This window comes from Rhodococcus sp. WAY2 (genome assembly GCF_009859915.1).
Lineage (GTDB): Bacteria > Actinomycetota > Actinomycetes > Mycobacteriales > Mycobacteriaceae > Rhodococcus_F > Rhodococcus_F oxybenzonivorans.
Genome location: NZ_CP046572.1, coordinates 1,828,272 through 1,842,236, shown reverse-complemented (window position 1 = coordinate 1,842,236; position 13,965 = coordinate 1,828,272). Strand labels below are relative to the sequence as shown.

Sequence of the window (13,965 nt, the reverse complement as noted above, 5' to 3'; positions counted from 1 at the left end):
CCGCGTCCAGTTCATATCAGGGTCCCGACGTCGGCAGCGACAATGCGGTCCAATGCGCGCTCGGCCACAGCGGCGATCGTCATCGACGGGTTGCACGCGGCGGTGTTGCCGGGCATCAGGGCACCGTCGAGCACGTACAGCCCGCGCTGGCCGTGCACGCGGCCTTCGAGGTCGCACACCGCGCCCATGCAGGCACCGCCCAGCGGATGCCAGGTGGAGGGGAATCCCGAATTTGTATCCGAGAGTATGCTTCCCGGTCCGGCGATTCTTCGCACGGTCGGATCGATATGACCCTGCTGAATGACTGCGTCACCTTCCTTCGGCCAACGCAATACAGCGCCGTCATTCGCCGAGTCGTAGGCAATGCTGCCACGGCCCTCACTGACGCCGTACCCGACGAGCATGGTGCTGCGGGCGTCGAAGGAGAGCGGTGGTATCGACGCCTGGATGACCGTGTGAGCGGACGAGGGGTCGTCCCAGTTCAGACTGCCGTAGACCACCGGGCCGCCCTGCGGAGCGCCGAATTCCTCTTCGAGGCTTGTCCACACATAGATTCGGTCGGCATTGGTACCCCAACCGGCGCCCAATTGGTCGGGTAGGTCCGGAATCTGTCCCTTTGCCGACGCCCGCACCAGCAGCTTGGTGGTGTTCACACTGCCGGCGGCCATCACCAGAGCGGTCGTCGTGAGTATCTTCTTCTCGAGGACTCTGCCGGACGAGTCGATCCGGTCGACGTGCACGATCCATCGGCCATCCTTGGCCCGCTCGACGTCGGTGACCTGGTGCAGGATCTCCACTGTCACGCGCCCGGTCGCCTCGGCGGCGGCGATGTACGTGACGTCGACCGAGTGTTTACCGCCGTTGTTCACGCCGAGAGCGCCGTCGCCATTGGTATACGACGCTTTCACGCGCCCGTGGACCTCGTCGAGCGCGTAGTTCCAGTCGATCGGCATCGGAATTTTCGCCACGGGAAGACCGGCACGCGTGACGTTCTGCTCGAATACCCTTGCAGCTCGGTAGTTCGGGCTGGCGACCAGTTCGTCGGGAGCGACCGCGAGTTTCAGCATGCGAGCGACCCGCGGATAGTGAATCCTGTCCATGCTCACCCAGTCGAGCGCCTCCGGGAAATGAGTGTTGAAGACGGCCTCGGCCGGCTGCAGCGTCATCCCTTGATATACCAAGGATCCGCCGCCGACTCCCGCAGCGCACAGTGCGGTCATGTTCTCACCGAGCACCGCCTCGAGGAGACCTGCGTGCGGCTCCATCGCCACCGGCGTGCCGAAGAGCTGTGGGCTGGATTCGTACCAGAGGATCCGTTTGTCCGGAGCTGTAGCCCGCGGAAAAGTCTCCGCATTGGGCCCTGTGGGCCAACGCATTCCGCGTTCGAGCACGAGTACCGGCACGCCCGCCTCGGCAAGACGAAGAGCTGCGACACCACCCCCGAATCCGGATCCGACGACGATCACCCGATGACTTTCGCGGGTGACCGAGGTTCGCGCACCACGGTCCTCGCGACTGACGCCGGCCTGGGCAACACGCGGGCTCGCCAACGCAATTCCCGCGGCGGCCGCGCCCGTCAGAAAGGACCGGCGATTGAGTGCAGACACAGCTTTCCCCCAGCTCTCGGTGAAGACGTACTCGGCGAGATGACAAGACAGGTCGACGTGGTCACATCACGCGTGAGCCGGCCAACCGGACGCACTTTGCGGGCAGAGCGCCCGAAGCAATCCCTCAGGCGAGGTCAAAACTAGACACTCGATCGAAGATGTGTCAAGAAACTCGTTTGTTCGAGAGGCGGAACCTGGGGCGCACACCGCGCCGGGTCGTCACGAGCCGAAGGGCATCGCCGGCAGTAGCCAGCGGGTGAGAAACCTGCGCAGGTCGTCGTCGGCGTGAACGGCTTCGTCGTCGAACATGATGACCGAGAGTCCCAGGCGGACCAGAATTTCGACGATGTCGTCCAGGTACGTCTGCGTGTCGGGGTAGCGATCAACGAGGGGTGAGAGCAACTCGCGTGCAACGGGTTTGGCGCGACGCATCATTCCCGCGTCGAAAAGAGGGTTTCCCTGCTCGGCCTGGAGCAGTGCCGCGAGGACCGGGTCCGCGTGCACCGCAGCCCGACTGGCGACGACAAGCTCGACGACGAGCTCGAAGGGCGTGTCGGTGGCGTCCAAGCGGGAACGGATGCCGCCCACCACCTCCACCGCAAGGCCGGCGATCGCCTGCGACACCAGTTCCTCGCGTGACCCGAAGATGGAGTAGACGGTTTGCCGCGTGACGCCCGCGGCCTGAGCCACCGCCGCGATGGTGACCCCGTCGAAGCCGTCACTTCTGATCAACTCGAGCGTGGCATCCAGGATCTTCCTCCGCGACCGCATGGGGCCATTATCGGGTACCGCCCTCATGTGGTCGCCCGGCCGCCGCACCGTCTCTCTCCGCGAGCCTTCTCCGCCTGGCAGTATCGACGCCGTGAGTACCGCGAACCTGTCCCGGGCCGAAACAGCCGAACGCAGCCGGTCGATCGAGGTGCTCCGGTACCGAGTGGAGCTCGACCTACTCGGTGCCGTGCATCCCGGCGTGGACACCTTCAGCACCACCACCACGGTGGAATTCACCTCGCACTCCCCCGAGACCTGGCTGGACTTCATCGGTGCCCGGGTGGAGTCGGTGACCGTCGACGGAACCGCGGTGGATGTGCAGTACGACGGTGCACGCATCGCATTGACCGGACTACGGGAATCATCCGTCGTGACCGTCGTCGCACACGGCGACTACTCGCGCAGCGGGGAGGGTCTGCACCGGTTCGTCGACCCGTCCGACGGACAGACGTACCTGTACACCCAGTACGAGCCGGCCGACGCCCGCCGGGTTTTCCCGTGCTTCGAACAACCCGACCTCAAGGCTTCGTTCACCTTCGTCGTCACCGCGCCACGCGGCTGGGAAGTGATCTCCAACCAGTACGTCGACCGTCGCGACACCGTGAGGGACGGCCAGGTCGTCACCTTCGCAGCTACCTTGCCCCTGTCCACCTACATCACCGCGGTCGTGGCCGGTCCGTACCACAGGGTCGAATCCTCCTGGCAGAGAGGAAACCTCACAGTTCCGCTGAGCGTCCTGTGCCGGGCATCCCTGGCACGATATCTGGACGCCGACACGATTTTCGACATCACTCAGCAGGGCTTGGACTTCTTCGCCGACGCCTTCGACTACCCGTATCCGTGGGGTAAGTACGACCAGGTCTTCGTGCCCGAGTACAACCTCGGGGCCATGGAGAATCCGGGCTGCGTCACCTTCACCGAGGCGTACGTGTTCCGTGGGTCGGCGACCGATGCCCAGTACGAGGGCCGGGCCAACACGATCCTCCACGAGATGGCGCACATGTGGTTCGGTGACCTCGTCACCATGGTGTGGTGGGACGATTTGTGGCTCAAGGAGTCGTTTGCCGACTACATGGGGTCACTCGCCAGTGCCGAGGCGACGCGGTGGACACAGGCGTGGGTGGCGTTCGCCAACCGGCGCAAGGCCTGGGCTTATCTCCAGGACCAGCTCCCGACGACCCATCCCATCGTGGCCGACATCGTCGACCTCGAAGCCGCGAAGCTCAATTTCGACGGCATCACCTACGCCAAGGGCGCCAGTGTGCTGAAGCAGCTCGCGTCCTACGTGGGTCGGGACGCCTTCTTCGAGGGCGCTCGCCGCTACTTCCGCGCCCATGCCTTCGGAAACACCACCTTGGCCGATCTGCTGACCGAGCTGTCCGGCACATCCGGTCGCGACCTGACCAGCTGGGCCGACGCCTGGTTGCAGACCAGCGGAGTATCGACTCTGGCCCTGGAGCGCAACGACGGGGGCGGCGCGACTCTTTCGCAGACCGATCCCCGACCGCACCGGCTGGCGATCGGCATGTACGACTTCGATGAAGCCGGCGACCTGGTGTGCACCGAGCGATCCGAAATTGACATCACCACCTCGCACACTCCTGTCGACCTCTCAGATGCCCCGCTGGTGCTACCGAACGACGCCGATCTGACGTATGCGAAGGTGCGCCTCGACACTCGCTCGCTGACCACGGTGGAGAACTCCCTCGACCGGGTTCGCGACCCGTTGGCACGCGGGCTGATCTGGTCGTCCCTCTGGAATGCGACGCGGGACAGTGAACTGGAGGCAGCCCGCTATCTTGCCATGGCGCAGCGGTTCTCGCCTACGGAGTCCAACCCGGCTCTCCTGACCTCGGTGCTGTCGAATGCGCCCTTCGCGATCGAGCACTACCTACCCGAATCCGCCCGAGCGGACGCCCGCAGGCGATGGCTCGAGCACACCTGGAACGAAATGTTCGTCAGTGATTCCGGTGCCCAGCTCACCTGGGCGCGCGCTGTCGCCGCCGTTGCGACAACCGACGGAGGCCGGGCGGCGGATATTCGATCGATTCTCGATGGCAGTGCACCGCCGCCGTCCGGACTGTCTCTCGACCCCGACCTGCGGTGGGCGTTGTGGCTCGCTCTCGCCGCCACCGATCATGCCGATGACACCGACCTGCACGCCGAATGGCAGCGGGACGACACCGGGTCCGGTCGCACCGCGTACCTGCGTGCGATGTCGGCCCGTCCGGAAGTCGCCGTCAAGTCGGAGGCCTGGGCGTCCATCTTCCACGACCACTCGCTGTCGAACGATCACCTCGACGCCACCATCAGCGGATTTCTCGCGGGAGCACGCCGTGACCTCGCCGCACCGTTCGCGGAGGACTATTTCGCCGCAGTGCGTCCGACCTGGCGGGACCGGAGCATCGAGATGGCACGCCGGGTGGTGACCGGCTTGTTCCCCCGGGACACGAACCTCGCCGCGGCCGACGCCTGGCTCGCAGCGAACGCCGACGCACCGGGCGCTCTGCGAAGACTGATCGTCGAGCAACGCGACCATCTCGCGCGCGATCTCCGGGCGCAGGAGTTCAACTCCGGATTCGGGACGCGCACGCCCTCGGACGAACCCTGACGCGCGGGCGAGGAGCCCATATCATCGAGACGGGACCGGCATTCGCCCGCGGAAGTACCAGGAAAGGACACTCGTGGACCAGCACAGTTTCGAGGTCGAACTCCCGTCGGACACGTCGTTCGAGTCGGCGGAGGAACACGTCCTGCAGGAGATCGTCGGTCCCCGAATGCTCCGCGAGGGCAAGGATGGTTACGCCGACCTGCACGTGGACACCAAGGTCGAGAGCCGAAAGCCGGGAATCTCGATTTTCGCGGGGTCCTACAAGCTCTAGCAGAACTGTTACTCAGGCGACGGATCGTCGGCCGATCGCGAAAAGTTCCCGAGGCGAATCGATGCCCTTCAGCCTGTGGCTGCCGGCCGGTTCGCACCAGAAGTCGTCGGTGTCCAGTTCGTCGTAAAACTCACCGGTGACCACCACCTCGTGGGCGGGTGCGACGGCCACCACGCGGGACGCCATGTTGACCGGTCGACCGAACCAGTCGCCCGCGCTCGGCACTGCGGTTCCCCAGTCGATGCCGGCCCGAAGTGGTGGCAATCCTTCCAGACGGGCGGCATCGACGAGGTCGAGTGCGGCGCCCGCGAGCGCGGAGGCATCCCACGACACCAGCATGACCGCGTCCCCGATCGTCTTCACCAATCGCACAGGCGAGACCACCAGGTCAGTGGCCAGGCGGTCGAGCCGTTCCGCGACCCGGCTCAGATCGTCCGCCGCGCCCTGTTCGCCGAGCAGCGTGAACCCGACGAGATCGGCGAAACACACCCCGATCTGCTGTGAACCCCGGATGTGCAGGTTCGAGTCACCGGCGATGCCGACCGCGTCCGAACGCAGTTGTTCACGCAGGCTCGTCGCAAGAATGTGCGCGAGTATCTGTGCCTGGAAATCTGCGATGCGGCGCACCTCCACCGCATACTGCAGGGCAACTTCCGGGTGATCACCCGCTGCCGCGAGACGGTCCTGGAGGAGGGCCTCCGCGGCATCGGCCAACGTCCAGATATTGCGGCCCATGACGCGTGCGGCCGCGAACATTCCACCTTCGTCGAGTCCCAGATCTCGGTACTGCTTCAATCCTCGCGCAAGGCTCACATCACCGTCGTTGTAGTACGCCCCGTCCTCGGACGCTCCCCTGCCGATGGCACGAAACCAACGGCGGGCATCCTCGACGGTGAGACCGGCCAGCTGCGAGATTTCCTCGATGCTGTACGTGCCTTTCGGCGACAAGGCATGCTCGAGCAACAGGTGAGCGAGCCGGTTGCCCTGAGTCGCAGCCCGTAGTTCGTCGATGGTCACGTTCTCCGCGACCAGCGTGTCGAGCACGCCGATCCGGGCAGCACGGTCCGAACCCGAGAGCCCCTCCAGGAGACCGGCACGTTCGAAGTTCTCGATCTGAACACGATGCGGAACCGGACGGCGCAGTAATCGAGGCGCCGGGGACACCAACCCTCCCGGCCGCGGCACGAGCCGCACGCCGACTCGCCGCGGAAGCCGCCGTTTCGCCCCGGAATTGAGCACGTCCTCATCGTCGCAGGCATCACGGCCTTGATCGCGGAGATTACGGGAAGTGCTTCCCACGGACGGCGAGACCGAACTATATTCGGTGCATGCCGATTCAAAGTCTGTTGTTGGATGCGGCGGAAGCACACTTCGCACGCCGCGGAGTTCTCGAGACCCGACTGTCCGACATCCGGCAGGAGGTTGGGGCGAGCGTGGGTGCGGTGTACCACCACTTCCCCAACAAGGCCGAGCTGTACGCACAGGTCTGGCTCCGCGCACTCACCGACTATCAGGATCAGTTCTGGACTGCACTGTCCGAGTGCGCGGACGCCCGGACCGGAATCGAAGGAGCGGTCGTACACCACCTCGCGTGGGTGTCCACACACAGGGACAGGGCTGCGATCCTGTCTGCGCCTCGTCCCCCTGCCGTCGACCAGCGTGTGCACGACAAGAACGCCGCATTCTTCCGCCAGGTGACGCACTGGTGGCGTGTCCACGAGCATTACGGCACGGTCCGTCGCCTCGGCTTCGATGTTCTGTACGCACTGTGGCTCGGACCTGCGCAGGAGTATTCCCGGCACTGGCTCGCCGGCTCGATGACCACCGAACCCGCCGCCGTGGCCCCGGAATTGGCGCGCGCCGCGTGGATGTCGCTACGAACTCAGGAGTGAACCATGACCGTGGATGTCGCCTTGACTCCGGACTCTGCCCGGGCCGTGCTGGAAGCCCAGCCGTTCAGCATGCTCGTGGGCGCCCGCATGACGCAGTTCGGCGACGGCCGTACCACCCTCGAGATTCCCGTCCGTGACGATCTACGGCAGCAGAGTGGTTTCGTGCACGGCGGCGTCCTGTCCTACGCCGCCGACAATGCGCTCACCTTCGCGGCCGGCACCGTGCTCGGAGCGAACATCATGACCGCCGGATTCACGATCACCTACTTGCGTCCGGCGCTGGGAGTGATCGTTCGCGCCGACGCTCGGGCCGACGCCGCGACCCGGCGGCAGGCCCTGTGCCGCTGCGACATCTACGCAGTGCAGCAAGACGGCTCAGAGGTGCTCTGTGCCGCCGCGCAGGGAACCGCGACGGTCAAGCAGACGCGGTAGCACCGCCGCCACGAGATGACACGATGGATGTCATGGCAGACACAGTGGACCATGCTTCCGTCGTTCACGCGCGCGAGCGCATCGACGGGCTGATTCGGCGAACTCCCACCTTCCGGGCCACCGTTCCGACGGCCCACGGTGACGTTCCGGTGATCTTCAAGCTCGAATTCCTCCAGTACGGCGGATCGTTCAAGGTCCGCGGCAGTCTCAACGCCATGCTTCACGCAGAGGAGGAGGGGCAGCTCGCCGACGCGGGGGTCGTCATCGCCTCCGGTGGAAACGCCGCGATCGGCGCAGCCTGGGCGTCACGCCTGCGCGGTGTGAGATGCACCGTGGTGGTGCCGAACACCGCGCCCGACATCAAGATCGAGAAGCTGCGGGCGCTGGGGGCGGATGTCCGCACGGTGGGCGACCGCTATGCGGAGGCCGCCGCGTACGCCGCAGAGCTCGCCGAGTCGTCGAACGCACTGGCGCTGCACGCCTACGACCTTCCGGACATCGTCGCGGGAGCGGGCACCATCGCCCTCGAGATCCAGGACGACGTCCCCGAACCTGTCACCTACGTGGTCGCCGTAGGCGGCGGCGGACTGCTGTCGGGCATCGTCGCGGGTAGCCGCGACGACGACGCCATCATCGGTGTGGAACCGCGCGGCGCGGCCACCCTGCACACGGCCGTCGCGGCACGCCGTCCCGTGGACATCGACATCGACAGCATTGCCGGCGACTCTCTCGGGGCCACCCAGATCGGCTCGATCGCGTGGGCCACCGTGTCTGGGCGGCCCGTCGACAGCCTCGTCGTGGACGACAGCGCACTGCTCGACGCGCGAACGCTCCTGTGGGAGGAGTTCCGGATCGTCGTCGAACACGGCACGGCGGCGGCGCTCGCCGCGATCCTCACCGGCGAACTCGTACCGCCGTCGGATCGACCGCTGTGTGTCGTCCTGTGCGGGGCCAACACCGCACTGACCAGCTACTGAAGGGCGAGGGATCAGCCGCGGGGTTTCAGCCGGCTGTTCGGCAGCTCAGGCGCAGGCAAAGCCGAACCGTCGTATCCCTCGACGGTTCCGAACCGGTAGTCGGTGGACTCTGCGCCACGGATTTCCGACTGCCAGTCCCGGCGGTAGCCGACGATGTCGTCGTGGCTGCGACCGAGGAAGTTCCACCACATGATCACCTGCTCGCCGAGTGGCTCGCCGCCGAGCAGCAGCAGCCGGGCGCGGGTCTCACCGGTATTTCGCAACGCCACTACCGAGGACCCCGGCGGCTGATAGCCGAGTTCCGCCCACTTCAACGGGGTTCCGCGTAGACGGACGTCACCTTCGTCGACCAGAACCCCGACTTCGAAACCGGGTTCGATGTCGAAGGTGACGTCGGCACCCGGATCGAGCAGGACCTCCGCCCCCAACAGCGGCGAGAATGTGTGGACCGGCGAGGTCGACCCCGCCGTGGTACCGAGAAAAACCCGGACCGTTGCGCCGTCCAACTCCACCGGTTCCGGCGCATAGGTGTCGAAGGCGGGCGGCGCGTCCTGAGCCGAGGCGGGCAACGCCACCCACAGCTGGGCGCCGTGCAGAATGCGCGTCTCCGGCGTCGACACCTCCGAATGTGCGATGCCCCGCCCGGCCGTCATCAGGTTCAGTTCGCCGGGCCGGACCATGGCGTGTGAGCCGATACTGTCGCGGTGCTCGATTTCGCCGGTGAACAACCAGCTCACTGTCTGCAGCCCGGTGTGTGGATGCGGCGGGACGTTCATCCCCCCGGTGAGTCCGACATCGTCCGGGCCGTAGTGATCGGCGAAACACCACGCCCCGATCAGTGAACGCTCGCGCTGCGGCAGAGTGCGCCGGACCGGCATGGCGCGAGGGCCGCCCAGCGGAACCTCGCGCGGGCTCAGCACCTCGATACCCTCGCCACCGGGACGGGACTCACACCGCTTCTCCACCGAATTCGCTTCCACATTGCTCACGATTCCATCGTGCCTTTCGTCGGCTCTGCGCGGTACCACGTGTACGACGTTCGGGGTCTCGTCTCGTCGACAGACGCCACATCAGTTCTACAGAGGGGTGGCCTCGGTCAACGTCCGATCGGCCTTCATCGACGCGTGCGTCGGTGGATTCTCCGGCACGTGCGCCGGACGACGCGCGGCAAACTCTTTGCGCAGCACAGGAACCACCTCGCCACCGAGCAGGTCCAGCTGTTCGAGCACCGTCTTCAGGGGAAGGCCTGCATGATCGACGAGGAACAGCTGACGCTGATAGTCGCCGAAGAAGTCGGCGAACGTGAGGGTCTTCTCGATCACCTGCTCGGGCGTCCCGACCGTCAACGGCGTCTGCTCGGTAAAGTCTTCGAGGCTGGGGCCGTGCCCGTACACCGGGGCGTTGTCGAAGTAGGGTCGGAACTCGTCGACGGCGTCCCGAGCGTTCTTTCGCATGAACACCTGCCCACCCAATCCGACGATCGCCTGATCGGCACGCCCGTGACCGTAATGCTCGTAGCGCTCCCGGTACAGATTGATCAGCGCGATGTAGTGCTCTTTGGGCCAGAAGATGTTGTTCGCGAAGAATCCGTCGCCGTGAAAGGCCGCGATCTCCGCGATTTCCGGGCTGCGGATGGAGCCGTGCCACACGAACGGCGCAATACCGTCGAGCGGCCGCGGCGTCGAGGTGAAGCCCTGCAAGGGGGTACGGAACTGTCCCTGCCAGTCCACGACCTCTTCGTCCCAGAGTCGACGCAGCAACCGGTAATGCTCGAGCGCCAGCGGAATTCCCTGGCGGATGTCCTGACCGAACCACGGATAGACCGGAGCCGTATTGCCGCGGCCCATCATCAGGTCGACGCGTCCGTCGGCGAGATGCGACAGCATGGCGTAGTCCTCGGCGATCTTCACCGGGTCGTTGGTCGTGATCAGCGTTGTCGACGTCGAGAGGATGATCTTCTTCGTCTTGGCGGCGAGATACCCCAGCATGGTCGTCGGGGACGACGGGACGAAAGGCGGATTGTGATGCTCGCCGGTCGCAAAGACGTCGAGCCCGACCTCTTCGGCGTGTGTGGCAATGGTGGTCATCGCCTTGATGCGCTCGTGCTCGGACGGAGTGCGGCCGGTGGTCGGATCGGTCGTCACGTCGCCGACGGTGAATATTCCGAACTGCATGAGATGTTCCTCCCGAACCGCACAGTCACGCGTGCATCAATCTGATACAACATTCAACCACATGGGAGTATTCCGGGTAGCCGGGAACGCGAAGGGCGGCAAACACAGAAGTGCTTGCCGCCCCTCGCCGCGATACGCCGGATCCTCCGCGCAGCCGGTCAGTGCATCATGATCTGCGGAACATCCTCTGCTTCGAGCGCCGGATTCACCGTCTTCTTCCGCGGCAACAGGAACGCCGGAATCAGAGTCAGTGCGATGAGCACGGTCGCCACCATGAAGGTGTTACCGAAGGCGTCGGCCGCGGCGTTCAGAATGCTGTCGACGGCGCCGGGAGGCTGCTGCGCGGCCACCTCGGGAACGTGCTGCATCGCCACGGTCTGGTTGTCGAGACCCCGATCGAGTAGCTGGTTCGTCAGAACGACCGACATGACGGCGGTACCGATCGAACCCGCGGTCTGCTGGACGATGTTCATCAGCGAAGAACCGCGCGCGACCTGCTCGTTGGACAGGGTGACGATGGCTGCGGTCATCAGCGGCATCATGGTGCAACCCATTCCCAGGCCCATCACGAACAGCGCACCCATCAGCAGCCACGCCGGTGAATCCCCTGCGACCTGGGTGAACACTCCCAGGCCGACTAGAATCAGCGGCAGACCCGTGAGCACGATCTTGCCCGGACCGATCTTGTCGACGAGCCGACCGGCGACCGGCATGGTCAGCATCGCGCCGATTCCCTGCGGAGCCATCAGCAGACCGGCAGCCAGAGTGGTGTGTCCCCCGACCTGGATGAAGTAACTCGGGAAGAGCAGACCTGCACCCATGAACGCGACAATGAACAGCGAGGTCGTGATGACCGCGACCGACAACTGCCGGTTCTTGAACAGGCGGAGGTCGATCAGCGGGTGATCCTTGCGAAGCGCATGGAAGACGAACGCGATGATGAGCACCAATCCGATGGCTCCGGACACCAGCACTCGGGCCGAGGCCACGGTGCCGACCTCTGGAATGGACGACACACCGAACAGGAACAACGCCAGGCCGGGCGAGAGCAGCAGCATTCCGAGGAAATCGAAGGACTCCGACGGCGAAGGCTTGTCCGACGGCAGGATGATGAACGCCGCCGCGAGCGCGACGATACCGATGGGCAGGTTGATCAGGAAGATCCAGTGCCAGCTGGCCGCCTCGATCAGCCAGCCACCGAGGATCGGACCGCCGATGGGCCCGAGCAGCATCGGGATACCGAGCACCGCCATGACCCGGCCGACTCGATCCGGGCCGGCCGCCCTTGTCATGATGGTCATGCCGAGCGGCATCAACATGCCGCCGCCGAGACCTTGAAGCACGCGGAATCCGATCAGCGTCGTGATGTCCCAGGCGAAACTACACAGCACCGAGCCGAGCACGAACAGGATCAGTGCGGTCATGTACAGGCGCTTGGTGCCGAACCTGTCGGCCGCCCACCCGGTGAGAGGGATGACGGTAGCGAGCGCGAGGGTGTACCCGGTCATCGTCCACGCAACGGTGGCGTAGGTGCTGTCGAACTCGGTGGCGAATGTCGGCAGCGCGACGCTGACCACGGTCACATCGAGGATCGACATGATGGCGCCGAGCACCACCACCGACGCGATCTTGAGGACCGTGCCGTCGAGCTTGTCGGGCACCGCGGGCGCGGCGTTCGGCGATGTCATCCGAATGTCTCCTGGTTGTCTTCCCACAGGAAGTTACCTGCGAGGATCGGTTGTAGGGCCTCGATCAGTCGAGCCCGCTCGGCCTCCGGAATCCGCCATGCGAACTGTCGCAACTGATCACGCTTGCAGTCGATGTGGTGGTTGGCCAGCTCGTGCCCCGCCTCCGACAAGGACACTCGCTTGACCCGGCGGTCACGGTCGTCCTCCCGACGAACGACGAGACCGAGCTTCACGAGCTGGTCGACGTTCCGACCGGCTGCCGCCACCGAGAGCCGCAACCGTTCCGCAACCTCGTGGATCGGCAGTGGCTCACCGTGCTGCGCAAGCGCGAAAAGCATGCGTACCTGAGAGAACGTGAGGTCCAGCTCGATCAGGGCGTCCATCGACTCCGACTCCCCCACACACAACACTTGCGAGAAGAAATCGTTGAGTGCATCGAAGAGAAGAGCAGGAGAGTTGTCGGCCACCCCGAAATGCTAGCGCACATGCAACTATTGCCGAAGAGCAACTATGACGCAACCGAATTATCGGTGTCGGGTATCACAGCGTCACTGCTCGCGATCCTGCACGAGTACGGCTTTGCCCATTACGCGCCCCGCCTCGAGGTCGCGCAGCGCCTCGGCGGCGTCGGCCAGCCGGTATCGGCTCTTCACCAACGGCGTCAGACCTCGCTCGATGTGCCCGAGGAGTGCAGCGTGCACCTCGGCCAGCGCCTCCGGTTCGGTACGGAGGAATTCACCCCACGCCGCCCCGACGATGCTGATGTTGCGAAAGAGCACACGATTCAATTTGACCTCGGGAATCGCTCCGCCGGCGAACCCGATGACCAGCAGCCGCCCTTCCGGGGCCAGCACGCGCACCGCTTCGTCGAATGCGTCACCACCGACCGGATCGACGACCACCTGTGCGCCGACACCACCGGTCAGGGCGCGAACATGCTCGCCCCAGCCTTCCCTGAGCTGCACGACCTCGTCGGCGCCCAATTCCCGCAGGAAGTCCCCGGCACCGTCCCGCCGCACGACGGCGATCACCCGCGCGCCGTGGGCCTTCGCCAGCTGGATCGTCGACGTGCCGACACCACCTGCCGCGCCCAGCACGACGACCGTCTCTCCGGAACGTAATTGCGCCCGCCGTTGCAGCGCGAACTCCATCGTCTGATAGTTGACGATCAGGGACGCAGCGGCCTCGAAGCTCAGCGAGTCGGGGATCGGCAGCACCTGTGCGGGCGGCACGGCGACCCGCTCGGCGTATCCGCCGACGTGCGAGACGGCCAGCACCCGCCGCCCGGGTTCGAGCCCGCAGTCCGGCGGCGCCGACACGACAACCCCGGCCACTTCCGCCCCGGGAACGAACGGCGGCTCGGGCCGAATCTGATACTTGCCGTAGCTGATGAGCAGGTCGGGGAAACACACCCCACTCGCCCGGACATCGATCAGCACCGCACCATCAGCCTGCGGTTCGGGCACCTCCTGCACCGTCATGCCATCCGGCCCGGACAGTTCCGTCACCACCACTGCGCGCATTCCCGAATGCTAGACGCGT

At 65.4% G+C, this 13,965-nt stretch carries 13 protein-coding genes; 5 read left to right on the top strand and 8 right to left on the bottom strand.

All coding sequences use genetic code 11. From position 1 onward, the window contains the following. Nucleotides 1-11 precede the first annotated feature (11 nt). Both GFS60_RS08635 and GFS60_RS08630 read right to left on the bottom strand, forming a co-directional pair. Complete coding sequence (locus GFS60_RS08635) at nt 12-1,607, bottom strand: GMC oxidoreductase (protein WP_159920425.1); 1,596 nt, start codon at nt 1,605-1,607, stop codon at nt 12-14. Nucleotides 1,608-1,826: 219 nt separating this feature from the next. After that, entirely contained in the window at nt 1,827-2,378 is a 552-nt protein-coding gene (locus GFS60_RS08630) for a TetR/AcrR family transcriptional regulator (protein WP_159920423.1), read from the bottom strand. Nucleotides 2,379-2,469: 91 nt separating this feature from the next. Here GFS60_RS08630 and pepN point away from each other — a divergent pair, with 91 nt between their 5' ends. Then, on the top strand, nt 2,470-4,989 hold the full coding sequence (gene pepN, locus GFS60_RS08625) for an aminopeptidase N (protein WP_159920421.1): 2,520 nt from the start codon (nt 2,470-2,472) through the stop codon (nt 4,987-4,989). A 73-nt stretch (nt 4,990-5,062) separates the two neighbouring features. Then, nucleotides 5,063-5,260 carry a hypothetical protein gene (locus GFS60_RS08620; RefSeq protein WP_159920419.1) on the top strand — a complete coding sequence of 66 codons (198 nt, stop codon included), beginning with the start codon at nt 5,063-5,065 and terminating at the stop codon, nt 5,258-5,260. Between the two features lie 12 nt (nt 5,261-5,272). Here GFS60_RS08620 and GFS60_RS08615 read toward each other — a convergent pair whose 3' ends face one another. After that, nucleotides 5,273-6,424, bottom strand: coding sequence for an adenylate/guanylate cyclase domain-containing protein (locus tag GFS60_RS08615; RefSeq protein ID WP_159926985.1), 1,152 nt, complete (start codon nt 6,422-6,424; stop codon nt 5,273-5,275). A gap of 164 nt (nt 6,425-6,588) precedes the next feature. Here GFS60_RS08615 and GFS60_RS08610 point away from each other — a divergent pair, with 164 nt between their 5' ends. The 3 genes from GFS60_RS08610 to GFS60_RS08600 are packed head-to-tail and all read left to right on the top strand — an operon-like array spanning nt 6,589 to nt 8,561. After that, a complete protein-coding gene (locus GFS60_RS08610; protein WP_159920417.1) occupies nt 6,589-7,152 on the top strand; it encodes a TetR/AcrR family transcriptional regulator in 564 nt (187 codons plus the stop codon). A 3-nt stretch (nt 7,153-7,155) separates the two neighbouring features. After that, nucleotides 7,156-7,584, top strand: coding sequence for a PaaI family thioesterase (locus tag GFS60_RS08605; RefSeq protein WP_159920415.1), 429 nt, complete (start codon nt 7,156-7,158; stop codon nt 7,582-7,584). Between the two features lie 32 nt (nt 7,585-7,616). Next, nucleotides 7,617-8,561 carry a serine/threonine dehydratase gene (locus GFS60_RS08600; RefSeq protein WP_159920413.1) on the top strand — a complete coding sequence of 315 codons (945 nt, stop codon included), beginning with the start codon at nt 7,617-7,619 and terminating at the stop codon, nt 8,559-8,561. A gap of 11 nt (nt 8,562-8,572) precedes the next feature. On the opposite strand, the gene GFS60_RS08595 is transcribed toward GFS60_RS08600, so the two are convergent. The 5 genes from GFS60_RS08595 to GFS60_RS08575 form a co-directional block, all read right to left on the bottom strand. Beyond that, entirely contained in the window at nt 8,573-9,550 is a 978-nt protein-coding gene (locus GFS60_RS08595) for a pirin family protein (RefSeq protein ID WP_159920411.1), read from the bottom strand. 87 nt (nt 9,551-9,637) lie between these two features. Next, nucleotides 9,638-10,735, bottom strand: a complete 1,098-nt coding sequence (locus GFS60_RS08590) for an LLM class flavin-dependent oxidoreductase (protein ID WP_159920409.1) — start codon at nt 10,733-10,735, stop codon at nt 9,638-9,640. Between the two features lie 158 nt (nt 10,736-10,893). After that, nucleotides 10,894-12,423, bottom strand: a complete 1,530-nt coding sequence (locus GFS60_RS08585; RefSeq protein WP_159920407.1) for a DHA2 family efflux MFS transporter permease subunit — start codon at nt 12,421-12,423, stop codon at nt 10,894-10,896. Beyond that, entirely contained in the window at nt 12,420-12,890 is a 471-nt protein-coding gene (locus tag GFS60_RS08580; RefSeq protein ID WP_159920405.1) for a MarR family winged helix-turn-helix transcriptional regulator, read from the bottom strand. Before GFS60_RS08580 ends, GFS60_RS08585 begins: the two co-directional genes overlap by 4 nt. An 81-nt stretch (nt 12,891-12,971) precedes the next feature. Then, nucleotides 12,972-13,946 (bottom strand): NADPH:quinone oxidoreductase family protein, encoded by a 975-nt coding sequence (locus GFS60_RS08575; protein ID WP_159920403.1) that lies wholly within the window; start codon nt 13,944-13,946, stop codon nt 12,972-12,974. Between the last annotated feature and the right edge of the window lie 19 nt (nt 13,947-13,965).

Coding starts and splice junctions, on each gene's coding strand:
- GFS60_RS08630 (WP_159920423.1), bottom strand. CDS start 2,378: ATGCGGTCGCGGAGGAAGATCCTGGATGCCACGCTCGAGTTGATCAGA.
- GFS60_RS08610 (WP_159920417.1), top strand. CDS start 6,589: ATGCCGATTCAAAGTCTGTTGTTGGATGCGGCGGAAGCACACTTCGCA.
- GFS60_RS08605 (WP_159920415.1), top strand. CDS start 7,156: ATGACCGTGGATGTCGCCTTGACTCCGGACTCTGCCCGGGCCGTGCTG.
- GFS60_RS08600 (WP_159920413.1), top strand. CDS start 7,617: ATGGCAGACACAGTGGACCATGCTTCCGTCGTTCACGCGCGCGAGCGC.
- GFS60_RS08590 (WP_159920409.1), bottom strand. CDS start 10,735: ATGCAGTTCGGAATATTCACCGTCGGCGACGTGACGACCGATCCGACC.
- GFS60_RS08585 (WP_159920407.1), bottom strand. CDS start 12,423: ATGACATCGCCGAACGCCGCGCCCGCGGTGCCCGACAAGCTCGACGGC.
- GFS60_RS08575 (WP_159920403.1), bottom strand. CDS start 13,946: ATGCGCGCAGTGGTGGTGACGGAACTGTCCGGGCCGGATGGCATGACG.